The 26,122-nt window shown below is 37.8% G+C and carries 27 protein-coding genes; all 27 read left to right on the top strand.

From position 1 onward, the window contains the following. The first annotated feature begins 42 nt into the window (after positions 1 to 42). The 27 genes from nrdR to PATL70BA_RS02205 all read left to right on the top strand — a co-directional run bounded on the left by nrdR (position 43) and on the right by PATL70BA_RS02205 (position 26,113). Positions 43 to 498, top strand: coding sequence for a transcriptional regulator NrdR (nrdR, locus tag PATL70BA_RS02335; protein WP_125135867.1), 456 nt, complete (start codon positions 43 to 45; stop codon positions 496 to 498). A 181-nt stretch (positions 499 to 679) separates the two neighbouring features. Further along, positions 680 to 1,456: a substrate-binding periplasmic protein gene (locus PATL70BA_RS02330; protein ID WP_125135866.1), complete on the top strand. Its 777-nt coding sequence runs from the start codon at positions 680 to 682 to the stop codon at positions 1,454 to 1,456. A 17-nt stretch (positions 1,457 to 1,473) separates the two neighbouring features. Beyond that, positions 1,474 to 3,855: a bifunctional diguanylate cyclase/phosphodiesterase gene (locus PATL70BA_RS02325; RefSeq protein ID WP_125135865.1), complete on the top strand. Its 2,382-nt coding sequence runs from the start codon at positions 1,474 to 1,476 to the stop codon at positions 3,853 to 3,855. Between the two features lie 115 nt (positions 3,856 to 3,970). Continuing rightward, entirely contained in the window at positions 3,971 to 5,506 is a 1,536-nt protein-coding gene (locus PATL70BA_RS02320; RefSeq protein WP_125135864.1) for a YifB family Mg chelatase-like AAA ATPase, read from the top strand. A gap of 9 nt (positions 5,507 to 5,515) precedes the next feature. After that, positions 5,516 to 6,652: a DNA-processing protein DprA gene (dprA, locus tag PATL70BA_RS02315; protein WP_125135863.1), complete on the top strand. Its 1,137-nt coding sequence runs from the start codon at positions 5,516 to 5,518 to the stop codon at positions 6,650 to 6,652. A 49-nt stretch (positions 6,653 to 6,701) separates the two neighbouring features. Then, on the top strand, positions 6,702 to 8,762 hold the full coding sequence (gene topA, locus PATL70BA_RS02310) for a type I DNA topoisomerase (protein WP_125135862.1): 2,061 nt from the start codon (positions 6,702 to 6,704) through the stop codon (positions 8,760 to 8,762). 84 nt (positions 8,763 to 8,846) lie between these two features. Beyond that, positions 8,847 to 9,614, top strand: coding sequence for a GTP-sensing pleiotropic transcriptional regulator CodY (codY, locus tag PATL70BA_RS02305; protein WP_125135861.1), 768 nt, complete (start codon positions 8,847 to 8,849; stop codon positions 9,612 to 9,614). 204 nt (positions 9,615 to 9,818) lie between these two features. Continuing rightward, on the top strand, positions 9,819 to 10,193 hold the full coding sequence (gene flgB / locus PATL70BA_RS02300; protein WP_125135860.1) for a flagellar basal body rod protein FlgB: 375 nt from the start codon (positions 9,819 to 9,821) through the stop codon (positions 10,191 to 10,193). 23 nt (positions 10,194 to 10,216) lie between these two features. Then, positions 10,217 to 10,660 carry a flagellar basal body rod protein FlgC gene (flgC, locus tag PATL70BA_RS02295; RefSeq protein ID WP_125135859.1) on the top strand — a complete coding sequence of 148 codons (444 nt, stop codon included), beginning with the start codon at positions 10,217 to 10,219 and terminating at the stop codon, positions 10,658 to 10,660. Positions 10,661 to 10,670: 10 nt separating this feature from the next. After that, positions 10,671 to 10,973: a flagellar hook-basal body complex protein FliE gene (gene fliE, locus PATL70BA_RS02290; protein WP_125135858.1), complete on the top strand. Its 303-nt coding sequence runs from the start codon at positions 10,671 to 10,673 to the stop codon at positions 10,971 to 10,973. A 45-nt stretch (positions 10,974 to 11,018) separates the two neighbouring features. Continuing rightward, a complete protein-coding gene (fliF, locus tag PATL70BA_RS02285; RefSeq protein ID WP_125135857.1) occupies positions 11,019 to 12,620 on the top strand; it encodes a flagellar basal-body MS-ring/collar protein FliF in 1,602 nt (533 codons plus the stop codon). Positions 12,621 to 12,624: 4 nt separating this feature from the next. Then, entirely contained in the window at positions 12,625 to 13,632 is a 1,008-nt protein-coding gene (gene fliG, locus PATL70BA_RS02280) for a flagellar motor switch protein FliG (protein WP_125135856.1), read from the top strand. After that, positions 13,616 to 14,419 (top strand): FliH/SctL family protein, encoded by an 804-nt coding sequence (locus PATL70BA_RS02275; RefSeq protein ID WP_125135855.1) that lies wholly within the window; start codon positions 13,616 to 13,618, stop codon positions 14,417 to 14,419. Before fliG ends, PATL70BA_RS02275 begins: the two co-directional genes overlap by 17 nt. Before the next feature lie 11 nt (positions 14,420 to 14,430). Continuing rightward, positions 14,431 to 15,735, top strand: a complete 1,305-nt coding sequence (gene fliI, locus PATL70BA_RS02270; protein ID WP_125135854.1) for a flagellar protein export ATPase FliI — start codon at positions 14,431 to 14,433, stop codon at positions 15,733 to 15,735. A 32-nt stretch (positions 15,736 to 15,767) separates the two neighbouring features. After that, complete coding sequence (gene fliJ / locus PATL70BA_RS02265) at positions 15,768 to 16,199, top strand: flagellar export protein FliJ (protein WP_172596062.1); 432 nt, start codon at positions 15,768 to 15,770, stop codon at positions 16,197 to 16,199. A 12-nt stretch (positions 16,200 to 16,211) separates the two neighbouring features. After that, positions 16,212 to 16,934: a MotE family protein gene (locus tag PATL70BA_RS02260; protein WP_125135852.1), complete on the top strand. Its 723-nt coding sequence runs from the start codon at positions 16,212 to 16,214 to the stop codon at positions 16,932 to 16,934. Between the two features lie 220 nt (positions 16,935 to 17,154). Continuing rightward, positions 17,155 to 18,558 carry a flagellar hook-length control protein FliK gene (locus tag PATL70BA_RS02255; protein ID WP_125135851.1) on the top strand — a complete coding sequence of 468 codons (1,404 nt, stop codon included), beginning with the start codon at positions 17,155 to 17,157 and terminating at the stop codon, positions 18,556 to 18,558. A 12-nt stretch (positions 18,559 to 18,570) separates the two neighbouring features. Next, a complete protein-coding gene (locus PATL70BA_RS02250; RefSeq protein ID WP_125135850.1) occupies positions 18,571 to 19,122 on the top strand; it encodes a flagellar hook capping FlgD N-terminal domain-containing protein in 552 nt (183 codons plus the stop codon). A 14-nt stretch (positions 19,123 to 19,136) separates the two neighbouring features. Further along, positions 19,137 to 19,526, top strand: a complete 390-nt coding sequence (locus PATL70BA_RS02245; RefSeq protein ID WP_125135849.1) for a TIGR02530 family flagellar biosynthesis protein — start codon at positions 19,137 to 19,139, stop codon at positions 19,524 to 19,526. Between the two features lie 81 nt (positions 19,527 to 19,607). Continuing rightward, positions 19,608 to 20,909 (top strand): flagellar hook protein FlgE, encoded by a 1,302-nt coding sequence (locus tag PATL70BA_RS02240; RefSeq protein ID WP_125135848.1) that lies wholly within the window; start codon positions 19,608 to 19,610, stop codon positions 20,907 to 20,909. Between the two features lie 75 nt (positions 20,910 to 20,984). Beyond that, positions 20,985 to 21,179 (top strand): flagellar FlbD family protein, encoded by a 195-nt coding sequence (locus PATL70BA_RS02235; protein WP_125135847.1) that lies wholly within the window; start codon positions 20,985 to 20,987, stop codon positions 21,177 to 21,179. A 28-nt stretch (positions 21,180 to 21,207) separates the two neighbouring features. Next, positions 21,208 to 21,999, top strand: coding sequence for a motility protein A (locus PATL70BA_RS02230; protein ID WP_125135846.1), 792 nt, complete (start codon positions 21,208 to 21,210; stop codon positions 21,997 to 21,999). A gap of 2 nt (positions 22,000 to 22,001) precedes the next feature. Beyond that, positions 22,002 to 22,841 carry an OmpA/MotB family protein gene (locus PATL70BA_RS02225; protein WP_125135845.1) on the top strand — a complete coding sequence of 280 codons (840 nt, stop codon included), beginning with the start codon at positions 22,002 to 22,004 and terminating at the stop codon, positions 22,839 to 22,841. A gap of 36 nt (positions 22,842 to 22,877) precedes the next feature. Further along, entirely contained in the window at positions 22,878 to 23,444 is a 567-nt protein-coding gene (locus PATL70BA_RS02220; RefSeq protein WP_125135844.1) for a flagellar basal body-associated FliL family protein, read from the top strand. Positions 23,445 to 23,483: 39 nt separating this feature from the next. After that, entirely contained in the window at positions 23,484 to 24,467 is a 984-nt protein-coding gene (gene fliM, locus PATL70BA_RS02215; RefSeq protein WP_125135843.1) for a flagellar motor switch protein FliM, read from the top strand. Between the two features lie 3 nt (positions 24,468 to 24,470). Then, positions 24,471 to 25,679 (top strand): flagellar motor switch phosphatase FliY, encoded by a 1,209-nt coding sequence (fliY, locus tag PATL70BA_RS02210; protein WP_125135842.1) that lies wholly within the window; start codon positions 24,471 to 24,473, stop codon positions 25,677 to 25,679. 68 nt (positions 25,680 to 25,747) lie between these two features. Further along, the gene (locus PATL70BA_RS02205; protein WP_125135841.1) at positions 25,748 to 26,113 is read left to right on the top strand and encodes a response regulator; all 366 of its coding nucleotides are present in this window, start codon (positions 25,748 to 25,750) and stop codon (positions 26,111 to 26,113) included. The last annotated feature ends 9 nt before the right edge of the window (positions 26,114 to 26,122 follow it).

Raw genomic sequence — 26,122 nt, 5'->3', positions numbered from 1 at the left:
TACATTGGTGACCATGCTTTGGCTTGAAGAAGGGGATCGAGTATGAAATGTCCTTATTGTGGAACTGAAAGTATCAAAGTAATAGATTCAAGGCCATCGGAAGAGAACAACGCCATTAGGCGAAGAAGGCAATGTGAGAATTGTGAGAAAAGGTTTACAACTTATGAAACAGTAGAAAGTATGCCGCTGATCATTGTTAAGAAAGATAACTCTAGAGAGCCATACTCTAGAGATAAACTCATGTCCGGGTTGGTGAGATCCTGTCACAAACGACCGGTAGCGATGAAGAGCATCGATGCTCTGGTGGATGATATCGAAAATCAACTCTACAATGCTATGAAAAAGGAAGTTGATTCCAGTCAGATTGGTGAAATAGCCATGGAAGGTCTCAAATCCTTAGATGAAGTCGCCTATGTGAGATTTGCCTCAATATATAGAGAGTTTAGAGACATCAATACCTTTATGGACGAACTGAAAAAAATTCTCAAAGAAAAATAAAAGTAAGTAAAGTAAGAAAAGATGCAGGACTAAGGTTTTGTATCTTTTTTATTATGAAAGCAACTATGAGTAACTATTGTTTTGAGTAGAATACAATGGTAAACTGTCTATAGTATAATTAAGGTAGGTGTTGGTTATTCTATACAGAAGAATTAAAGAGATTTTCATAGTAGGGTTCTTAATGTTTCTTGTAGCGTGTGAAAGTGATATACCACAAGATGTTCAAATGGAATCAATCCAAACAAACGAAGCGATTGAACCAGGTAAAGTACTGATAGTGACGGGTGAATATTTGCCATACACATCATCTGATAAGAATAATCCTGGATTTCTAGATGCGACGGTTATAGAAGTCCTTAACCGCAGTGGTATAGATTATGAAGTGCGATATTACCCATGGGAACGGTGTAGAGAAATGCTGAGAAATGGTGAGGCGTGGGCATCCTATCCTTATGGATTTTCTGAAGATAATTTAAATGATTTTAATTTTTCGGTTCCCATATTTAGTAGCCAGCATTTATATTACTATAGAGAAAATCAAGACATCTTTAAAGATTCAAGTAAGATATTTGAAGATTTGCAAGATTTCAAAGGGTTGACATTTGGAGGCACGAACGGTTATTGGTATGGCAGCCCATCAGACATTAAGGCAATGGGCATAAATGTTGAATGGGCAGACGATACAGAAGCACTAGTAAAAATGCTTTATGCAAGACGCATTGATTTTTTTATCGAAGATAAATATGTAGCAGAACACATCATTCAAAGGTTATACAAAGATGATCAAAAAGTTTTTCAAACCCTTAATGTAAGCGCTAGGAATCATGACTATTATATGATTTTATCCAAAACATATCCGGATACAGATCAGTTAAAAAAGTCTTTCAATGAAGCGTATAAATCCATCTTTTATGATGGTACCTATCAACGAATCATGGCTGACCATAACATATTTTGATAGATAAGGAGTTCTTTGTGTTTAATAGTAAAAAGAAACTAAGTACTTTAATAAGATTTCCAATCTTGCTAGCAGTTTTTATCATCCTTACATTGAGCTTTGTCATTGATTTGAAGGGTAAACAGGTGGAAATGCATCAGGATTTGGAGGATGAAGCATATTTATTATTGGATATGTCTTCAGCTGCCATGGCGCAAGCACTTTGGACATATAATGATGAGAGTATTGACAAAATTGGTACAGTTTTTCTTGAATCTCAAACAGTTGCAAAGGTTCAAATAATGGACGATAATGATAACCTTGTTTATGAAATGGAGAAATCAGAAGAGCCTTATGATGTCAAATATCATGACATGACGTATAAGAATGATATATTCTATGATAGTATCTATGTAGGTCAAATTTATTTAACAACAACGGCCTTTTTTTTGAGAGATGTACTGTATAAGGAATTAGGGTCTTACATTGTTAAGATGATTTTTATAAACATAGCGATTTTTATTGCCATTATATTTGTGTCATCCAAAATCACATCGGCTATTGATAGAATTGCAGAAGGCATAACTGCTTTTTCAGAAGGTGATGAAAGTTATCGTATTGAGGTTCAGGGAAATCATGATCTTGAAAGACTTAGTAATCGATTGAACAGCATGTTTGATACAATTATAAATACAAGACAGACATTACTCACCAATATTAGACTTCTAAAAAATAAAGAAGAAAATTTGCGCATTGCCCAAGACAGATATAAACATGCAGTTGAAGGTTCTAATGATGTCATATGGGACTGGAATATAATCGAGGATGTTTTTTATATTTCTAATAGAGGTCTTCAGATTGTAGGACTAAAGAAAGATGCAAAAATCAATCAAGAAATATGGTTAGAATATGTCCATAGTGAAGATCAAGCCCAATATATGTATTTTATTGAGAGCTTCAAAGACATGGAAAATAATTATAAGGAACTACAGTATAGAGTTGTGGCCGGGGATGGTGAAATCAAGTGGCTTTTTGCCCGTGGCAAAAGCATATTGGATCAAAGTGGAAGAGCCATAAGGGTATCTGGTTTTATTACAGAAATCACAGAACGTATCAAGGCTGAAGAATCATTTGACAAATTAACATATTATGATATGCTAACAGGCTTACCCAATAGAGTTATGCTATTTCAACGATTGAGCAAGATTTTTTCAGATGGAAGAAGACTTGAGAGTGCCTTGGTACATATTGATTTAGATGACTTCAAAACTATTAATGATACAAAAGGTCATAAAATAGGAGATGAAATCATTCAGAGCTTGGCAAGTAAGCTAAATGAAGAAATACATTGTGATGTTATAGCAAGGGTCGGTGGTGATGAATTTGCCATAATAGTAAGTGATTGTGACCTCATGCAAGCAGGAGAAATTGCAGAACAAGTTCAGGCAATTATAAATACCCCTATCAAGATTAAAGAAAATGTATTTAATCTTACTGCAAGTATTGGCATAGCAATCTATCCCTATGACGGACAAGACCTTGATACTCTTTTCATGAATGCGGATAATGCTACTTACAAAGCCAAGGAATTAGGTAAAAACCGTTATGAATTCTATGAGAAAAGTATGAATGAAAAGATGGTTTTAAAGCACAAAATGGAAGATGATATTCGCAGAGGTCTAGCTGAAGGAGAATTCATATTACACTATCAACCTCAATTGGATTACAAGAGCAAAAAAATAATAGCCGTTGAAGCACTTGTGCGATGGAATCATTGCAAAAAAGGCCTATTATCGCCGATGACATTTATTGGATTTGCAGAAGACAACGGATTAATTACACCTTTAGGAGAACACATATTAAAAGTAGCCTGTACTCAAAGTGTCTATTGGGAATCTATTGGTATCAAAGGGATTATAATGGCTGTGAATATATCATCTAAGCAGTTTTCAAATCGGAATTTGGTACAAAATGTGCAACGAATAATAAATGAGACAGGTATGGATCCAAAAAGATTAAAGTTGGAAATTACGGAAAGCGTTGCGATGGAAAGTTTAGAAACAACCATGGGCATCATGACCCAATTGAAAGAAATAGGCGTAAGTTTCTCTTTGGATGACTTTGGAACAGGCTATTCCTCACTTAGTTATTTAAAAGCACTACCAATAGACCAATTAAAAATCGATCAACATTTTATAAAAAATGTTACTATAAAAAATTATGAACAGGTAATGGTGGGTGCCATCATTGACATCGCCCATAGTATGGGATTAAAAGTTGTTGCTGAGGGGATAGAAACAAGCCAACAAAGTAAGTTACTTGAAAGCATGTCCTGTGATATTGCCCAAGGCTATTTATTTGGTAAGCCGATGGGCGCAGAAGCATTTGTGAATCTGGTGTATCAATCAGTAGAAAATTAATAGCCTCAGTTCATCAATTATATCTAAAGCTTTTTGTCTGCTTTCGGCGGACCAAAAGCTTTTATTTTTTTGCGATAATGGTAAAAGCGTCAAAAAAAAATAAGGAGGCGTTAAGATGTACAACCATGTATTAAGTGCTGCATTACAAGGAGTGGAAGGTCATGTGGTTCAAGTAGAAGTAGATATATCCAATGGCTTTCCGAGATTTGATATTGTGGGTATGCCTGATTCTGCGGTCAAAGAATCCGTAGATCGTGTTCGAACAGCCCTAAAAAATTCTGGATTTGATTTTCCGACAGAGCGAATCACCATTAATTTAGCGCCGGCAGAGTTAAGAAAAGAAGGGGCAGGCTACGACCTCTCCATAGCCCTTGGCATATTAACCTGTAAACAGAATGAACTATTAGAAGCTTGTAAAGGTGTACTTATATTAGGAGAATTATCATTAAGTGGTGACGTCAAACCGGTAAGTGGCGTTTTACCCATGGTACATTCAGCTTATAAATCAGGCATTACTCATTGTATGGTGCCAAGTGCCAACAAAAAAGAAGCTGGCGTCATTTCAGGGATGAACGTTATAGGGGTCAATGATTTAAAACAAGCAGTTGCGCATTTGTTGGGGGTTCACATCATTAAACCTACCTCTGTGGATGTTAATGCCTTGTTTTGCAAAGACAAGACAGCTTATCATTATAATTTTTCAGATGTCAAAGGCCAGGAAAATGTAAGAAGAGCCTTAGAAGTATCGGCTGCCGGTATGCACAACGTCATAATGATCGGTCCACCTGGGGCCGGCAAGACCATGATGGCAAAAAGACTGCCCTCTATATTGCCGGGTCTAAGCTTTGAAGAAAGCATTGATATTACCAAAATCTATAGTGTATCCGGGAAAATCAAAGAAGGAGAGTCCTTAATTGTCAAACGTCCTTTCAGATCACCTCATCATACGATATCTAATGCAGCACTGATTGGTGGCGGTGCCTTGCCAAAACCGGGGGAAATATCATTGGCGCACCAAGGTGTCCTTTTTCTTGATGAATTACCGGAATTTCAGAAAAATGTAATTGAAGTCCTTAGACAGCCTATTGAAGAAGGTGAAGTGACGATATCAAGGGTTAATAGAACTGTAGATTTTCCGGCGAAATTCATGATGGTTTGCTCTATGAACCCATGTCCATGTGGCTATTATCCGGATGTTGAAAAGTGCAGCTGTACGCCTTTACAGATTAAGAGGTATCTAAATAAAATAAGCGGTCCCTTATTAGATCGTATTGATTTACACGTGGAGGCCTCTACAATTGATTTTGAGGCATTAAGCAACCATGACCTATCTGAGAGTTCAGAAGTTATCATGGAAAGGGTTTTAAGGTCTCAGCACATCCAAGAAGAACGTCATAAACATCTAAGCGTTATATATAATGCCCATTTAAGTGCATCTGATATCGATAAAATATGTAATCTGGATCAGGAAAGTAAGAAAATGGTTAAGTTTGCCTTTGAGAAAATGGGTTTAAGTGCCCGTGCTTACCATAGAATTCTTAAAGTAGCAAGAACCATAGCTGATCTTGAAGCATCAGATATCATAAGAGAAAACCATGTAGCAGAAGCCATACAATACAGAACTTTAGATAGAAAATATTGGAATAGGTAGGTGCCCGTTATGAGTCATAGAAAATATTGGTTATGGATAACAAGATTACCAGGAATTGGCTATAAAAAATTAAAGATTCTTCTAAATACATTCAAAACACCTTATACACTTTATTATGCCAAAGCAGAAGCCATTGCTCTTTGTATGCAGCATCCTGTATTTGATAAGAAAGACTTAAAAACTATATTAGATGCACGGGACCTTAAGTCTTTGATTGCCTATGAGAAACGTTTAGAAGCCTTGAACATTCAATATGTGACCATAAGGGATGAGGCGTATCCAACACAACTTTTTAGTCTTTTTGATCCGCCTTATGTTCTATATTACCGAGGTAAACTTATTGAACATCCATTATCCATCGGTATGGTCGGGTCTAGAAACTGTACCCCTTATGGTAGGAAGGTGGCAGAGTATTATGCTGAGCAACTGGCCATCAATAAAGTGAATATTATTAGTGGTATGGCTAGGGGTATTGACAGTTATAGTCATATAGGGGCAATGAGGGGTAACGGATTTACGACGGCCATATTAGGGTGTGGTATTAACATTTGTTACCCTAAAGAGAATGAGACGCTAATGACAAACATTATAAAAAACGGATGTGTGATATCAGAATATGGACTTGATGTTGTTCCAAGGCCTGGTTTATTTCCCATGCGCAATCGTTTGATTAGCGCTTTAAGTGATGGTATTCTCTTAGTTGAAGCCCGTGAGAAAAGCGGCTCCCTAATAACCGTTGATTTTGCATTGGAATATGGAAAAGATATTTTTGCCATACCTGGTGATGTATTAGGCGGAACCAATAGAGGATCCAATAATATTGTTAGAATGGGTGGTAAACCGGTATTTTCAATAGAGGATATACTTGAAGAATATTCAATTTTTTCGACAAATAAACACACAATTATTGACGAAATTGAAAAAACACTTGAAGAAAAGGAAAAAATGGTATATTCTTGTATAAGTCTTGCCCCGGTATTTATTGACGAGATTGCAAGACAAATTGAGATGTCCATGAACGAGTTACAATTTATACTTACCAAACTTGAGATAAAAGGCGCTGTTATACAGTTGCCAAACAAATACTATATACGAGATCATCCAAGAGGCAGTAAAGTAAACGCAGTCATAAGTGAAGGCATCTAGCTTGGCAGTTTACCGCTTAGAGGACTAAGAGATCTATAGGAGGATAACTATGGCCAAGAACCTTGTCATTGTTGAATCGCCTGCAAAGGCTAAAACAATTAAAAATTTTTTAGGACCTAATTATAAAATAGAAGCTTCTATGGGTCATGTCCGTGATTTGCCAAAAAGCCAATTAGGTATTGATATTGAAAATGACTTTGAACCCAAATACATAACCATAAGAGGCAAAGGCGAATTGCTTGCCAAATTACGCAAAGAAGTCAAAAAAGCATCAAAAGTCTATCTTGCAACTGACCCTGACCGAGAGGGAGAAGCCATATCTTGGCATTTACTCCATTCCCTGAAGCTTGAAGATAAGAGTACCTTTAGAATCACCTTTAATGAAATTACAAAAAATGCCGTCAAAGATTCTATAAAAAATGCAAGAGAAATTGATATGAATCTTGTGGATGCACAGCAAGCAAGAAGATTACTGGACCGGGTTGTGGGTTATAAAATGAGTCCGGTCTTATGGAAAAAAGTAAGAAAAGGTCTGAGTGCAGGGCGGGTACAATCCATCACTCTAAAATTGATATGTGATAGAGAACATGAGATTAACGATTTTATACCGGAAGAGTACTGGAGTCTGGATGCTAAGCTAGAGATAAAAGAAACTAAGGATATCTTCACGGCTAAGTTTTATGGAACCTTAGATGAAAAAATAGAGTTAAAAAATCAAAAACAAGTTCAAGATATTTTGGAAGAGCTTAAAGGTAAAACATTTAAGATTTCTCAGATTCAAGAAAAAGAAAGAAAAAAGAAAACTGTATTGCCGTTTACGACAAGTACCCTGCAACAGGAAGCATCAAAAAAATTGAATTTTACAGCGATTAAGACCATGAGAATTGCACAGCAGTTATATGAAGGTATTGAAGTCAAAGACGAAGGCACCATAGGTTTGATCACGTATTTGAGAACGGATTCTACAAGAATCTCGGATGAAGCGCATAACAATGTTATTGAATATATCACGAATAACTATGGTGAGGCATATGCCAATAAGACGCATAGTCAAGAGAAGAAGGAAGGTGTCCAAGATGCACATGAGGCCATTAGACCTTCCTATGTTCATCTTAGCCCGGATGAGATAAAAGCATCTTTAAGTCGTGATCAGTACAAGTTGTATAACCTTATCTGGAGACGATTTGTATCCAGTAGAATGATGCCGGCAATCAACATTATAAAATCCGTAAAAATTGACTCCGGTAATTATAGATTTACGACGGCTTTATCCACCCAATTATTTGATGGGTTCTTAAAAGTATATAAAGAAGATGAAGAAAAAGAAGACAAGCAGTCCATATCCAAACTTAATGACACCTCCAAATTAAAAAAATTAGAGATGTTGGATGAACAACACTTCACCCAACATCCACCTAGATATACAGAAGCAAGTCTCGTTAAGACTTTAGAGGAAAATGGTGTTGGTAGACCCAGTACATATGCGCCGACGATAGCTACAGTCATGGCAAGAGGTTATGTATCAAAAGAGAACAAACAACTTTTCCCATCAGAACTGGGTGAGATTGTTAATGAGATGATCAGCAGTTACTTTGATGGTGTTATTGATGTAAACTTTACAGCCAGTATGGAAAAGCAACTGGATGATGTAGAAGTTGGGGCAATGGAATGGAAAGATGTACTTAGAAACTTTTTCCCTAATTTTGAGAAAAAGGTAAAAATTGCAGAAGAAGAAATAGAAAAAATTGAACTAAAAGATGAAGAAACAGATATCATATGTGAAAAATGTGGACGTAATATGGTTATCAAAATGGGCAGATATGGTAAATTTCTTGCGTGCCCCGGTTTTCCTGATTGTAGAAATGCCAAACCGATTTTAGAAAAAGTAGAAGATGTTCTGTGTCACAAATGTGGTGGCGAAATCTTGGTGAAAAAAACCAAAAAAGGTCGACGTTACTATGGCTGTGAACATAATCCTGAATGTGATTTTATGACATGGAATCTTCCGACGACCGTTAAATGTGACAAATGTAGCGCGATAATGGTTGATAAAGGCAAAAAATTGATGTGTAGCAATGATGAATGTAAGAATGTTGTGTCAAAAGAATAAAATGTTGAAATAGTTAAATAAGACCTTGAATTTGTGTGCAATTTGTACTATAATTTATACAGGCTATAACCAGGAGGTAGAACTTTGAGCGTTCAATTGTTAGATAAAACAAGAAAGATTAATAAGCTACTACAGAAAACAGGGACACAGAGAGTCATTTTTACAGATATCTGTGAGGTAATGAGTGATATACTAAACGCTAATGGACTTGTTCTTAGTAAGAAAGGCAAACTATTGGCATCTTATTCCAAAGATGGTATCCATGACATTGAAGAGCTTTTAACGGATGAACTTGGAGAACTGGTAGATGAGCAGTTGAACGAACGTTTGCTGAATATCTTGTCGACAAAAGAAAATGTCAACATGGCAACACTTGGATTTAGTGAGCGTATTAGTGCCTCCAAATTCGTGGGTATGATTGTACCGATTGATATTGCAAATGAACGACTTGGAACATTTTTCATTTATAGAAATGAAGATATGTTTGATATAGAAGATATTATACTTGGCGAGTACGGTGCAACTGTTGTAGGGCTGGAAATAATGCGCTCCGTCAATGACGAGAATTCGGAAGCCATTCGAAAAACCAGTATTGTAAAATCAGCGATAGGAACCCTATCCTTTTCAGAACAAGAAGCCATTAAACATATATTCAATGAGCTTGAAGGCAATGAAGGTATCCTAGTAGCAAGCAAAATAGCGGACCGTGTTGGCATTACCAGATCAGTCATTGTTAATGCACTCAGAAAATTCGAAAGTGCCGGAGTGATAGAATCAAGGTCACTTGGTATGAAAGGCACTTATATAAAAGTACTTAACGACTTATTATTGGACGAAATCGGAAAAATATAACCATTATGGAGGGGGAGGTTGCGTGCAGCCTCCTTTTTTGCACTTATAGAAACATTCTTGTTCATAATCAGACGGCAAATCAGAGAACTATAGATTGTATATTTGATTATAAACTGATACAATATATAGTGTGTGCCGATAATAAATATAAGGGCTAACACCGTAATCCTAATAATAAATCAAAATGGATTTGGAGATGAAACGATGATTAATAATCGACTTTATCAAACAACCGACATAATTAATAAAGCTTTACAAGGTAGTTGGGCAAGAAATGAAGCGATAACTGCCAACATTGCAAATGTGGATACTCCGGGCTATAAGAGGCAAGATGTGGTTTTTGAGACTTACTTAAGAGAGGCCATGAAAGGTACCGGAAAAATCAGTCAAGAAGATTTATCAAGAATAACACCAAAAAAGATTCAAGATATGAGCTCTGCCAGTTATAGATTGGATGGAAACACGGTGGATATTGACACCGAGATGGGTTATCTTGCTGAAAATCAATTACGTTATAATGCTCTTATTAGCCAAGTGAATTATAATTTCAGTCGAATAAAAAGCGTTCTAAACGGCTAGGCAGTTATTAAGGAGGAGATCAAATGTCATTTTTTAGTTCAATGAATGTCAGCGCTTCAGGGATGACCGCTCAGAGACTTCGTATGGATACGATTTCACAGAACATTGCCAACGTTAATACAACCAGAGGCGAAGATGGCGGACCCTATCGTCGTAAAACTGTTGTATTTGAAGAAATTCAAAGCAGAAACAATTTTAAAGGCATGTTAAATGAATATTTAAATGATCAATCTGTTAATGGAGGCGTCAAGGTTTCAAAGATTATAGAAGACAATAAACCACCAATTAGAGCTTATGATCCAACGCATCCGGATGCAGATGAAGAAGGTTATGTTTCTATGCCTAACGTCAATACAATTGAAGAGATGACCAACCTCATATCTGCCAACCGCTCTTATGAAGCGAATATAACAGCATTTAATGCATCCAAGGGCATGATATCCAGTGCACTTAATATCGGAAGGTAAGGTGACATAGATGAACATACAGCCGGTTAATCAGATTCAATCCATGATGGCACCAGGCAAGACGGAAGTGGACTTTAAAGAACAATCCCCATTTAAGGCATTGTTTGATGCAGCCATGGGAAACCTTGAAGATACAAACAATTTAACAAAAAAAGCAGATCAGATGAGTATAGATTTTGCAGTTGGTAAGATAGACAATATTGCAGATGTTATGGTTGCTCAAGAAAAAGCAAGCATTGCCCTTCAATATACGGTTCAATTAAGAAATAAGCTTTTAGATGCCTATAATGAAATTATGAGGATTCAATTATAAGCTTAAGGCGTTTGTTAAAGATGTTTTAGGATAAGGAGTGGCACGATGCCTGAATTTATAACGAATTTTTCTAATCAGATTACAGAATATTGGAACAAATTCACACGGACTCAAAAATTACAGATCATTGGTATTTTTTTAGCAAGTGTAGCTGCTTTGGTTGTCTTGGCAGTTGTTTTAAGTCGACCGAATATGATTATTTACGCTGAAAATGTAACACCGGACCAAATGACAGCGATGGTTGAGATCTTAACAGCCAATGAAATTGCTCATAGATACGAAGATGGCGCATCGACCTTATATGTTGATAGCCGTAGATTCCAAGATGCGAAGCTATTGCTGTTTGAACAAGGCATTTTGTCAGCAACGACTTTTCAGTGGAAAGAGGCGTTTAATACATCTTTAACCACAAGCAGTGATGACCGAGCCATGATGCAGCAGTTAGCTTTTGAAAATGAATTAGGCGGTTTAATTGAATTAATAGATAAAGTTAAGTCGGCTAGGGTTAAGATTGTACTCCCGGATACCGAGCGATTTGTACTGCAACAAGATAAAGTGGCATCGGCATCTGTAATATTAACAACTAACGGAGAATTAACAGAGGATCAAGTTTATGGTATTGCATCTTTTGTGGAAACCGCTGTGGACAACTTGTCTATAGGGAATATAAAAATACTGGATTCCAATGCAAAGTTGTTGTTTAACGGTAGCAACGATAGCAGCATATTTGGAAGTCTTAATTCTCATATGGATTATAGGGATGCATACGAAGCCAAATACGAAAGAACCATTGAAAGCCTATTATTAGCTCGAGGAGAATTTGATGACGCTGTTGTAGGTGTTAATCTTAAAATTGATTTTGATAGTGTCAGTAGTGAGTCTGAAGTGTACAGCATTGCTGAAGGAGAGACTGAACCATACCCAACAAGGGTTTATATTTATGAGTCGACCGGTACTTCCACGGATGCAGGTGGTATACCCGGAACAGACACCAATGCGGACACACCCACGTACCCCATTGATGGTGGGGGTGGATCTGAAAGTGAAGTGTTTATTTCAGATAAAGATCTAGTACCGAACTCAACCATAACAAAAACAGTTAGAAGTATCGGTAGTATTATACCTGAAGACTCAACAGTAACCGTTACTTTGAATAAATATATTTACCATAGACAGGCTTTATTAGAGGAGCAAGGTGTCTTAGAAGAGACGACATGGGAACAGTACCAAGAGGATAATAATGTTAGAAACAGTGTAGAAGTGGATCCGAATATTGTTCAGTTGATTGCCAATGCTTCTAATATAGATGAGGTATTTGTAATGGCATATGAAGTACCTGTTTTTGTCGATACACCAATCGTAGAAAGTAGGGTGGCAGACTATATACCTGTCATCATCATTATACTTATGATTGCATTACTCGGCTATGCGGTATATAAGGGAACTGAACCGGTTGAGATCACAGAAGTAGAGCCGGAACTGTCTGTTGAAGATATGTTAGCGACAACGAAAAGTTCAGATGAGCTAGAAGCCATAGAGTATGATGGGAAATCAGAAGCAAGAGTTCAGATTGAACGATTTGTAGATGAAAACCCGGATGCGGTAGCTCAGCTTTTAAGAAATTGGCTAAATGAGGATTGGGAGTGATAGAATGGCAAGTCAACAGCAGCGTGGTATTGAAAAGGCAGCAATATTGCTCATAGCTCTCGGTCCGGAGAAGTCTTCTATGATTTTCAAGCACTTGAAAGAAGAAGAGATAGAAGAATTAACTTTACAGATTGCGAATACAAGAGCAATATCGCCAAAAGATAAAGAAAATATTATTAACGAATTTTACCAGATATGTCTGGCTCAGTCCTACATAGCGGAAGGTGGTATCGGCTATGCCAAAGAGCTTCTTGAAAAAGCCCTTGGAACAGATCGGGCGATGGAAGTAATTGGTAGGCTTACCTCCTCCCTTCAAGTTAGACCTTTTGAGTTTGTCAGAAAGACGGATCCGGGACAGTTACTGAATTATATTCAAGATGAGCATAATCAGACCATTGCATTGATTTTATCCTATCTTAATCCACAGCAAGCATCAATGGTTCTGGCAGCACTACCACAGGAAAAGCAAGCTGATGTAGCTAGAAGAATTGCACAGATGGATAGGACGTCTCCGGATGTCATTAAAGATGTAGAAGATGTATTAGAAAGAAAGCTATCTTCACTTATGACCCAGGACTTTACGATTGTTGGTGGTGTAGATGCCATTGTACAAATTCTAAACTCTGTAGATAGAAGTACTGAAAAACATATTATGGAAACCCTTGAGATTGAAGATACGGAGTTAGCTGAAGAGATTCGTAAGAAAATGTTTGTCTTTGAAGATATTCTGTCACTAGATGACCGCTCGATTCAACGTATTCTTCGTGAAGTCGATAATAATGAACTTGGCATAGCCCTAAAAGGTTCAGGTGAAGAAGTGCAAAAGGTTATATTCAATAATCTTTCCAAACGCTTAGCAGCAATGATTAAAGAAGAAATGGAATTTATGGGTCCGATTCGTTTAAAAGATGTTGAAGAAGCCCAGCAAAAGATTGTTAACATCATTAGAAAACTTGAAGATGCAGGTGAAATCGTAATATCACGTGGTGGAGGGGATGAAATCATTGTCTAAGATTATTAAAGCACCCTTTGTGTCCATGTCGGAAATACGTAAGGAAATTCAAACAATAGATCCACATAATCCACATATCATTCATCCTGTTCAAAAAGAAGTAGGAGAAAATGATTTTGATGTAGAGGGTGGGTTAGAGCATAACGAATATGAAGGAGAAGCCATTGATGACGATGTGATTGATGGCTCTCATACTATTGCCGTAGAGGAAACAGAGCTTTTAGTTAAGGAAATGCTGGATGAAGCACACAGTAAGGGTGAACAAATTAAAGAGCAAGCGAGAGAAGAAGGCTTTGAGGCCGGTTATGAAGAAGGTATTGTAGCAGCTAAGTCTGCCATAGAACTTAAAATGAATCAGCTTGAGCAAGAACGTGAGGCTATGTTGGCTCAGAATGAAGCATATATTCGTGATTTTGAACCTAAAGTAGCTGAGATTATCAGCCAGTTGCTTTATAAAATGATTGGTCGTTATGCAGACGATCCGGATATAATTTTGTATCTGGTACGACTTGCTTTTGAAGAAATCAATATTTATGGCAGTATCGTTATAAAATGCTCATCTGAGGATTTTGATCATCTTGTAGCGCATAAAGACGAATTGAGTGAGAATTTAAGTGAAAAAGTGAACTTAGAAATACTGAAAGAAATTACTTTAGAAAAGAACCAATGTTTTATTGAAACTGACATGGGAAACATTGATTGCAGTTTACAAGTTAGGCTTGAAAGTCTGCAAAAAGAACTTAAATTAATAAAAGAAAGTCTGGGAAGTATGACTTCAGGCCATTAGAGAGGGTACATATGATCAGCATGGACAAGTATGAGGCCTTGGTCGAAAAATCATATATCAAACATTTGGGTAGAGTCAGCAAAATCATAGGATTAACCATTGAATCCTTAGGACCCAGTGTTAACCTAGGGGAGCTATGCACCATAAGCTCTCCTACAAGTGGTGCAAAAGTTCTTGCAGAAGTGGTCGGTTTTAAAGAAAATAAGATTCTTTTGATGCCACTAGATGACTTGGCCGGTATCGGCCCCGGATGTATTGTTGAAGCCATCGGTCACGAACTTAGAATATCGGTAGGTAGTCGACTGTTAGGACGAATTGTGGACGGTCTGGGCAAACCCATTGATGAGCTTGAGCCTGTATACTCAAAGGATATGTACCCAATAGAGCAAGGTGCACCGGATCCTTTGAAGAGAAGTAGGATTACAGAGGTATTGCCTATGGGTGTCAAAGCGATAGATGGTATCTTAACCATAGGTAAAGGTCAAAGGGTAGGGATATTTGCAGGTAGTGGTGTTGGAAAAAGTACGTTATTAGGTATGATTGCAAGAAATACCCATGCAGACGTGAACGTCATAGCCCTTATAGGAGAGCGTGGACGTGAGGTGCGTGAGTTTATAGAAAAAGACTTAGGAGAAGAGGGTTTGAAGCGTTCCGTTGTCGTTGTGGCAACATCAGATAAACCGGCACTCATAAGGCAAAAAGCGGCAAAAACGGCAACAGCAATAGCAGAATACTTCAGAGATCAAGGTAAAGATGTAATGCTAATGATGGATTCCTTAACACGTTTTTCTATGGCTCAACGAGAAATAGGGCTTGCTATAGGTGAACCGCCGGTTAGTAGAGGTTATACCCCATCTGTCTTTGCAGTCATGCCCAAGCTATTAGAGCGAGCAGGGAACTCGGATATGGGTTCAATAACAGCCCTGTATACAGTATTGGTTGACGGGGATGATATGAATGAACCCATTACGGATGCAGCAAGAGGGATATTGGATGGCCATATTGTCTTATCAAGAAAAATGGCCAATAGAAACCATTATCCTGCGATTGACATATTACAAAGTATTTCAAGGGTTATGACGGATATTGCAACAACTGAGCATCTTGCATTAGCCAATAGACTAAAATCAAGTTTGTCCGTATACAACGATGCAGAAGATTTGATTAATATAGGAGCATATGCAAAAGGTAGTAATCCGGAGATTGACGATGCTATCAAAAAATATCAACAGATTAAAGCGTTTTTAACACAATACACCCATGAAAACTATGATTTTGATGAAGTGGTTGACAAATTAGGAAAAATATTTGAATAGGGTTGATACGTATGGCAAAATTCCATTATTCTATGGAAAACATTTTGAATGTAAAAACAAAAATTGAAGAACAGAAAAAAATGGAGCTAGCAAAAGCCATGATGGACCACAAGGTGGAGACAGATAGGCAAGAAGCAATCAAAGCAGAGCTTGATGCAACTATTGAGGATTTTAGGGAACGTCAAAAACAATCCCAATCTGTTTCCGAATTTCAGAGGCAAAATCATAACGTTAATTATTACGAGAAAGCCTATAAAGCTCAAAAGCAAGTGGTTGTAAAAGCCAAAGATAAAGTAGAATCAAAAAGAAAGGCTTTACAAAAGGCCCTAGAGGAGAAAAAGATACAAGAAAAGCTAAAAGAAAAGGCTCTGAATGTATTCTTAGAAGAAGAGAAATATAAAGAAATAAAAATATTGGATGAGATCGTCGGCTTTCGCTACTCAACTAAATCCGGTGAAGAATAAAAGGAGGCAAAAATGGCAAGAGATAATTCAGAAGATCGGGAAAACAATATAATGAAAATAGTTGGGGGCATTTTGGTCGGTTTATTGGTGTTGGCCATTGCATTGGCCGCTTTGATTAAGTTTGATGTCGGTGGTTTAGGAACTACGGTCATAGGACCCGTCATAAAAGATGTACCTGTACTTAATATGATTTTACCCAAAATGCCGGAAGTGAGTGAAGAAGACGTAGAAGCCTATAACTTTGAAACAGTGGAAGAAGCCGTAGAAATATTGAAAATAACTGAAAAAATGCTAATGGAAAAGAGTGAAGAAGCCGAAAATATAGGTGAGCAATTATCTGATTTGACAGCCGAAGTTGAGCGATTAAGGATATTCGAAGCCAACCAAGTCCAGTTTCAAGAAGACAAGGCCCAATTTGATGAACTATTAGCAACAACACCGGCGGCTATTGTCTATACGGAATGGTTCGAAAAAATGTATCCTGAAAATGCCGTTGCCTTGTATGAAAGTATGATTGGCGAGGTTGTTTTCGATGAAACGCTTAAAGAGACAGTAGACATCTATCAAAACATGAAGCCTGCTCAAGCAGCACCGGTTTTAGAGAGCATGAGTATAACCCAGATGGATCAAGTGGCAGCCATTATAAAAGGTGTATCACCGGATCAAGCAGCAAAGATTATGGGTTTAATGGAACCTAGAACCGCAGCAAGAATCACATCTTATATTTATCCATGAACAATTTGCTTACAAATTGTTCACGGAAGGAAAGTGCCAAGACAGTTTCAGCTGGTCTTCAAAGCTGAAACAATAAAGACTTTCCTGTAGCAGAGTAATGAACAATTTGCTTACAAATTGTTCACGGAAGGAAAGTGCCAAGACAGTTTCAGCTGGTCTTCAAAGCTGAAACAATAAAGACTTTCCTGTAGCAGAGTAAAGAACAAGAAAGGAGACACTTATGAATTCAGTTGCAAATCAAAACGTTGCAACATTGATGAATTCGAATTTTGGAACTCACAAGAGCAATACCAACTTAAACAATGCCTCAAACAAAGAATTCTCGAAGGTTTACAGTCGCGAAAAAGACATTCAGCAACTTGATAAAAAAGAATTTGAAGCTTTAAGCAAAGAAAAAATGAAGAAGCCTTCAAATGTCGAAGTGGATAAAGCCGCAGTCAGTAAAAATAGCGACCCAGCCGAAGACCAAAAAGAAAAAATCAAGCCAATGAATGAAACGGAAACAAAGACACCGAATGCAACAACCAAAGAGAAAACGGTTGAGGAAACATCAGAACTTGAGACTGTTACAGAAGACATGATTATGGTCGACTATAGTGCACTTGAGCAGATGGCATTAACCATCGTCAGTGAATTATTAGGCATACCGGAGGAAACGCTACAATTGAATCTGGAGACTATGGATATGAATGTTTTTGATTTACTAAACATGAACAGTCTATCAGAACTTCTTGGCGAAGTGTTTCAGTTAGAAGAGACTTCTTTATTAACCCATGGTGAGGCTTTTGAAAGCTTTAAAGCGATACAAACGGAATTAAAAGCATTACTTGAATCCGTTAACATGAGTGAAGAAGAGGTTGTAGCTGCAATGAATCATCTAGCAGAAGGTAAAATGCCAATGGCAGATAATCAAGTGGTAGCCATGAACGGAGAAATCCCTTCAAGTGCTATAAGCACTGAAACGGAAGACAGCCAAGGTAGTAAGCAAGAGGTTAAGTTGGAAATCCATGATATGAGAAGCCAAAAAGTCACAACTGAATATGATCAAAAGGAAACAGGTAAACAAAAAGGTGATCAATCTTTTAATACATTGTTTTCTCAGAACACAACAGATCTTAAAGAAGTAGTTGTGGTAAATAAGGCTGGTGAAGTCAAATATCAGCAAGTGAGTACAAACGATATCATCAATCAGATTGTAACAAAAGCCATAGTTAATCTCTCTGACACAAGAACCTCCATGAATCTGCAATTGAACCCCGGAAACCTAGGGAAAATAGCTGTATCGGTAGTTGCCGAGCAAGGTTTGGTAAAAGGGCAATTTGTGGCAGAAAATGAAGTGGTGAAACAAATGATTGAAAGTAACATCGGGCAGTTAAAAAGTCAGCTCGAACAACAAGGTATCAAAGTGGATAAGATTGAAGTAACGCTCGGCAATGCAAATTTGCATTATCATCAAAAAGAGCAAAGTGATCAACGTCAATCTTTTAATAAAACCAGACAAGACAGAATCAACCGTTTGAATAGACTTCATAATATAGAAGTAGCTCAACCGGAAATCAAGTCAACAGAGACTCCAAAAGATATGGATGGCAATATGGAACATACGGTGGAGTACTCAGCGTAAGGTGGTGACAAAATGGCAACAGTAGATTCTATACAAGACATCATGGCCAAATATGGTATGGATGCAACAAAAGATAAAGCCAAGTCAGACAATCTGAACAAAGATGCTTTTCTTCAACTACTTGTGACTCAAATGCGTTATCAAGATCCTTTGGAACCGGCAAAAAATGAGGACTTCTTAGCACAAATGGCTCAATTTTCATCTTTAGAGCAGATGCAGAACCTAAACACAAGTTCAACCATGCAACAAGCATATAGCTTAATAGGGAAAACTGTATTGGGTGTATCATTCAATGAAGTTTCCGGAGAAAGTGAGTATGTAGAAGGTGTTGTACAAAGTGTTACTTTAAAAGGTGGAGAAGCATTTCTAAACGTGGATGGTGTGGATGTAGCACTAGCAAAAGTTGAAGCCGTGCTTAATGACAAGGAAACAAGCAACGAAGCGATGATTGGTGCAATCAACAAGATGAATGAAGCTCTTGTATCTATCAATGAAAAAATTGACCGTTTAACAGCAGATGAGACAGAAGAAGAACCGGTTGAAAATGTAGAAGAAGGACAGTAAGGAGGCGGAATTGAATGATCATTCAAAATAGACCCATACCGCCGATTAGACAGGTTCAAGGAGAACAACTAAGAACCAAATCCATAGAGAACAAGAACATAGACACCAATAAGTTTGCAAATATTTTGCAACAACAGATTCAAAGTCAAGATAAGCTGAAATTCTCAAAACATGCCAGTATGCGCTTGGATGTAAGACAGATTGAATTGTCAGATGACCAAATGACCAGACTAGAGGCAGGCGTTAACAAAGCAGAAGCTAAAGGTATCAAAGAATCACTCGTCTTAATGGATAACGTAGCGTTAGTCGTTAATATTGAGAATAAAACAGTTGTAACCGCTCTAGATCAATCAGAAGCTAGAGAACATGTATTTACAAACATAGATGGTGCTGTATTGATATAGCCGGACCTCATGAAGGAAGCTATGAAACTTTAAATGACAGAGAAGTTTCGATACAGTATAGACATAAGGAGGTTGTACATTATGATGCGTTCAATGTACTCAGGTGTTTCAGGTCTTAGGATTCACCAAACAAAAATGGATGTTATAGGTAATAACATCGCGAATGTTAACACAGTGGGATTTAAAAGTAGCCGTGTTACCTTCAGTGAAGTATTTAGTCAAACCATACAAGGTGCTAGTGGCGCAAGTGAAAACACCGGTGGTAGAAATCCAATGCAAATAGGTCTTGGTTCTTCTATATCTTCAGTGGATATTGACATGGGCGAAGGTGCGGCACAACGTACGGACAATCCCCTAGATCTTAAAATCGAAGGCGACGGCTTTTTTGTTGTCAGTGATATAACAGGTAACAAATTTACTAGAGCCGGCGCATTTAGAATCGATGAAGCAGGCAATCTGGTTACACCTGAAGGTCTAAATGTTATGGGTTGGAAAGCCGATCAGGCTACTGGAGAAGTACAAAAAGGACAAGTTGAGCCGATTCAGATTCTGAATCCGGTTAATCTTTATTCTGAACCTAGTGCAACTGAGAATATAACTTTATCAGGTAATATTAACATCAATGATACCCAATTGTCAGATCCAAATGGTGTGCCTTTTACAGCTAACTTTTATGATAGTTTAGGTTATAGATATACAGCTGAATATCGTATTACCAACTTGCCTTTAGCCAATGAGAACCAGTTTACCATCACTTTAACAGACGCTGGTATCACCGATGCAGACGGGAATGTAGGCGTGGCTACAGGGTTGGCACCGATTGCTCAGATTATAGAGTTTGATCCTGCTACAGGTAAGATTATAGCAGGACCTGACACATTTGATATGACCAACTTGGTAACACCATTTTCAACTTTTAGCACCATGTCTGTTGACTTTGGAGACTTAACCCTTTTTGCCGGTAATACAACACTTGAGGCAATCTCAGGTGACATCAATGGCATCGGTTCTGGGAATCAAGCCGGTAGTATATCCGGATTCGAAGTTGGCGGCGATGGAAAAGTTATCGGTAGATACACCAACGGACAAACCAAATTACTTGGACAGATTGTCGTTGCAGCATTTCAAAACCCTGCAGGACTTCAAAAAGTGGGAAGTAATCTGTTTGTAGCAACTACGAATTCAGGCGACTTTGACGGACTCGGTCAAGATATTACATCAAGAGGTGGAAGTTTCAATTCCGGCGTTCTTGAGATGTCGAATGTAGACCTATCAAGAGAGTTTACAGAAATGATCACAACCCAGAGAGGTTTCCAAGCAAATTCAAGAATTATAACTTCTTCAGACGAACTGCTACAAGAACTTGTAAATCTTAAGAGATAATGGTAGAATTTAATAAATTGTGGTGTTTGTTCGGTTGCCTATAGCAACCGACAACCCCATTAAAGGTGAGATGATATGATTTTTGTGACAAGATTGAACGGTCAAAGTTATTTGCTAAACAGCCGACTCATTGAATCGGCAGAGGAGAAACCGGATACAACTTTGGTTCTAACCAACGGCAAAATAATTATTATCAGTGAAAGTCTAGAAGAGCTTCAGGAAAAAATCATTAATTATGAAGCCAAAATACTCAATTATAAGACAGATTAGAGTGAATGAATAAGATCGAGGTGGACATATGGATATTGCAACGGTTATAGGTTTGGTGGCAGGTTTTTTCTTTTTTGCTATGTCAATAATACTGGACAAAGGACTTACAGGTCTATTGGCATTTTGGAATGCACCTTCTGTTATGATTACCTTTGGTGGTGCTTTTGCCTCTGTTTTGATTATTCACCCCATGGACAAATTTATAAACGCATTAAAATCGGTGACAAAAGCATTTAAAAACACAATCGTGGATGAAGCCGGCGTTATTAGAAACATCATTGAATTGTCAAATGTCGCGCGTAAAGAAGGGCTACTGGCTCTTGAAGAAGCGGCTGATAATATCGATGATGATTTTTTGAAGAAAGGAATTATGCTGGTTGTTGACGGCACAGACCCGGAACTTGTCAGGAATATCCTTGAAACAGAGTTGATTTTTATAGGTGGCCGGCATAAAGAAGTGGCCTCATTTTGGGAAAAGGTAGCAGAAATGGGACCTGCTTGGGGTATGATTGGTACCCTCATCGGTCTAATCAACATGCTTGGAAGTTTGGACGATCCCTCAGCAATCGGTCCTGCCATGGCGGTAGCCTTGCTAACCACCATGTATGGTTCCCTTCTTGCCAACTTAGTAGCAACCCCTTTTGCAGAAAAACTTAAGATTAAAAGTGGGCAAGAAATGTTATTAAAAGAGGTTATGATTGAAGGGTTATTATCTATACAAGCTGGAGAAAATCCAAGAGTTATTGAAGAAAAGTTAAAAGCTTTCTTAGCACCGGTTCTTAGAGCTTCACTCAATCCTAACGAAAAAGAGGGTGAGTAAAGATGAAAAAAAGACAAGAAGAAGCAAAAAAAGGAGCGCCCGCTTGGATGGCAACATATGGCGATATGGTAACGCTCTTACTTTGCTTTTTTGTATTATTGTTCTCGATGTCTAGTGTAGATATAAGGAAATTCAAAGAGGCCATAGCATCCTTTAATGATCAGATTGATATTATGCCTGGTGGTGAAGCCCTTGTTGATGCAGATCTGATTACCAATGGTGTAAATCAACTGAGTGACATTCAGATCATTGTTGAGAATAGTCTTTCCCAAGGTTCAGAGGGTACAACGGAGTCAGATGAAGAACTTTCAGACGAGCAGAAAAAAGCAGTTGCCCTAGATGAAGCAAGGGAAGTATATGAACGGGTGAATGCATATCTGACAGATCAAGGCATACGGGAAGAAGTGGATGTGAGCTATGCACTTAATTTCGTTAAGATTACGATACCGGGTGAAGCCCTATTTGATAGTGGTCAAGCAATTATCAAACCGGAAGCCTTAAGCGTTATATCAATTCTGGGTGAAATGATTAAAGGTCAAAGTTATGAGGCCTATAATATTCAAATAGAAGGCCATACAGATAATGTACCGATTCGTACGGCTTTTTTTCCTAGCAACTGGGAACTTTCAGCTAGCCGTGCCATAGCGGTTGGAAAATATCTCATTGACAATATGGGCTTTAGTGAAGAAAAAATCGCATGCACCGGCTATGGTGAGTATCGGCCGATTGTGAGCAATGACAGTAATGCAAATCGCGCTAAGAACAGAAGGGTCGAAATGAAGATTGTTCTTCAAAGTGAAGAAGTACAGGTAGAAGAGTATAATACAATCAATGCAGAGTAGTAAGTCCAAGGACATTGATGGAATAAAGGAGTAATTATGGCTAAGAAAAAACAACCGGAACTAGACGAGGATGGCGTTGAAAAAGTAGCAAAAAAACCTCAGGATAAGAGTAAGATTGTTATGATGATAGGTGTCGTGCTGATTATTGTATCTTTGATTTTTTCAATGATTTCATTAATCACCATTATGGGTATCAGCAAGGCACTTAGAGGTGAAGAAGAGGCTGCAGAGCTAGAAGAAAACGGTCCGCCACAAATATCGGTGAATGATATTGAACCCTTTATTTTTTCGGAAAAGTTTATTTTCATTTATAATGATACTGGGAATACCGATAAAGTTCATAATGTGGTTGTTGAAATTGGTGTTGGCATCTTAGCGACAGAAAAAGATGCGGCCAAAGTCTTAGAGACTATGACAACACGCGAGACCATATTAAGAGACGGCATTGAAACGCTCATGAAATCCAAATCCTATGAGGATTTTGCCAGCGCTGAATCGACAGATGCATTAAAAAACGAGATTCTGTTATATTTACAAAGCCGACTGGAATCAGAGTCTATCGTGGATGTTTACTTCAACAATTTATTAACATCATCAAAATAATAAAATGTAGGATGACATAACAAAAAAGGTGGTGAAGTGATGGGTGAGGTATTATCTCAAAATGAAATAGATGATCTGTTGAATGCGTTAAATACGGGTGAACTAGATGTAGAGGAATACAAGCATAACGCATCCGCCAAACATGTCAAAGAGTACGATTTTGCAAGACCTTCCAAATTTGCCAAAGAGCATCTTAGAACACTAGAGATTATCTTTGAGCATTACGCAAGACTCGTCTCGACAGCATTACCTGCCTACATGCGAACTTCCTGTCAAGTAGAAGTTATTAATTCAGAAGCTGTATCATTTTCGGAATTTTCAAACGCTTTATCCAACCCTATACTGCTTGGTATCATGGATTTATATCCGTTAAAAGGCAATGTATTGATGGACTTTTCCGTAAAGATCGGATTTTCCATTATTGATCGACTATTGGGAGGAAAAGGAGAAACCTTAGATAAAGAAAGAGACTTTTCGGAAATCGAGCTTGCCATCATTGAAAAAATCATGGCGATTTGTGTGGATCTTTTAGTTGAACCCTGGGAGAATGTGGTCAGTTTAGAACCTAGACTGGAGAAAATTGAAACCAATTCACAATTTGCCCAAGTTATTTCTCCAACAGAAATCATCGCCCTTTTAACGTTGAACCTTAGAATCGGTAATGTTGAAGGATTAATCAATATTTGTATACCTTATACTTGTATTGAACCTATTATAGACAAGCTCAATACAAAGTTCTGGTTCTCATCTATGACAGAATCCAATGAAGAGGTTTATAGAGATATCATTGAAAAAAGGATTGCCCAAGCCCAAATCCCCGTTAAAGCGATTTTAGGCAAAAGCATTATAACCGTCAATGATTTTATTAATCTTCAGGTTGGCGATATTATTAAGTTAGATAAGAAAATTACCGAAGATATAGAAGTAAAGGTTGGAGACTTAGAAAAATTCACAGCCAAAGCAGGATTGTTTGAAAAGAAAAATGCGGTCCAAATCGTTTCGATTATACGGAAGGAGGAATAATGAATGGGAGAAATGTTATCTCAAGAGGAAATAAATGCTCTACTTAGAGGTTTAGATGATGATGAAGATATAACGAAGACAGAGACGTCCAGTAACGTACTTAGTGATGTAGATAAAGATGCCATTGGTGAGGTTTCAAACATCAGCATGGGTACAGCGGCAACCACTTTGTTTAGTTTGGTCAATCAAAAGGTGGTTATAACAACACCAACCGTATCGCTTGTACACTGGGATGATATCGTAAAAGAGTATTCAAGTCCCTGCGTTGCCATACAAATCGTTTATAAAGAAGGTCTAGAGGGGACCAATCTGCTCATTCTAAAAGAAGAGGATGTTAAAGTTATTACAGACTTAATGATGGGTGGAGATGGAAGTAGTCCGGATGGAGAATTATCTGACCTGCATCTAAGTGCAATCAGTGAAGCCATGAATCAAATGATTGGATCTGCGGCAACATCGATGTCCTCCATGTTTAACAAAAGAATTGATATAGCACCTCCCATATCGAATCAACTAGACCTAACAGAATCCTTTGACCAAACAGAGGTAGCCGAGTTTCTAGGCGGAGAATTTATTCGTGTTTCCTTTAGATTGCAGATTGGTGATTTGGTTGATAGTGAAATGATGCAACTCTACCCTATTGAATTTGCCCAAAAGATTACTGATAATTTTTCAAACACTAAAGAGAAAGAAGAACAAAAACAAGAAAAACCTGTGGCAAATCAGGGACAACAAAATCAACAAAATCAACAAACAAGTACGCCACAACCGCAACCACAGATGCAGTATCAACAACCTGACATGAACCAACAAATGAATCAAGGCATGAATCAAGGCATGAATCAAGGTATGATGCCGCCAGGATATAATCAAAATGGTATGAGTCCTTCCCATCAAAGAAATGTTGAAGTCCAACAGGCACAATTCCAAAGCTTTGATATGGGCTCTTTTGTTCAACAAAAAGAGAACATTGATTTGATTATGGATGTACCTCTTGAGGTAACGGTAGAACTGGGTAGAACCCATAAGTCGATTCATGACATATTAGAATTTGCTCCGGGTACGATTATTGAACTTAATAAGCTGGCAGGAGAACCTATTGATGTATTGGTTAATGGTAAGATTGTAGCTAAAGGAGAAGTTGTCGTTATCGATGAGAACTTCAGCATACGTATAACAGATATCATCAAGCAAGCCGGACAAATTTTATGATATACATTTTAATGAAGTATGTTATAATGAAATAGATGCATTTGTAATATATCGAAGGAGAGAAAAAAATGGCTGGAAAAAATATATTAATAGTGGACGATGCAGCATTTATGAGAATGATGATTAAAGACATTCTGTCCAAGAATGGTTATAACGTAGTAGGTGAAGCTGAGAATGGTTTAAAGGCAGTTGAGAAATTTACAGAGTTGAATCCGGACCTAGTGATTATGGATATTACCATGCCGGAGATGGATGGTATTGAAGCAGTAAAAGCCATAAGAGGTATTAAAGGTGACGCTAATATCATCATGTGTTCAGCGATGGGTCAGCAAGCTATGGTTATAGAATCCATTCAGGCAGGCGCAAAAGATTTCATTGTTAAGCCTTTTCAAGCCGAACGTGTTATTGAGGCGGTTTCAAAAGTTACGGGCTAAAGGTTAGGA

It is taken from the genome of Petrocella atlantisensis (assembly GCF_900538275.1).
Lineage (GTDB): Bacteria > Bacillota > Clostridia > Lachnospirales > Vallitaleaceae > Petrocella > Petrocella atlantisensis.
The sequence above is the reverse complement of the archived record's forward strand: the minus strand, read 5'-3'. Positions and strand labels throughout refer to the sequence as shown.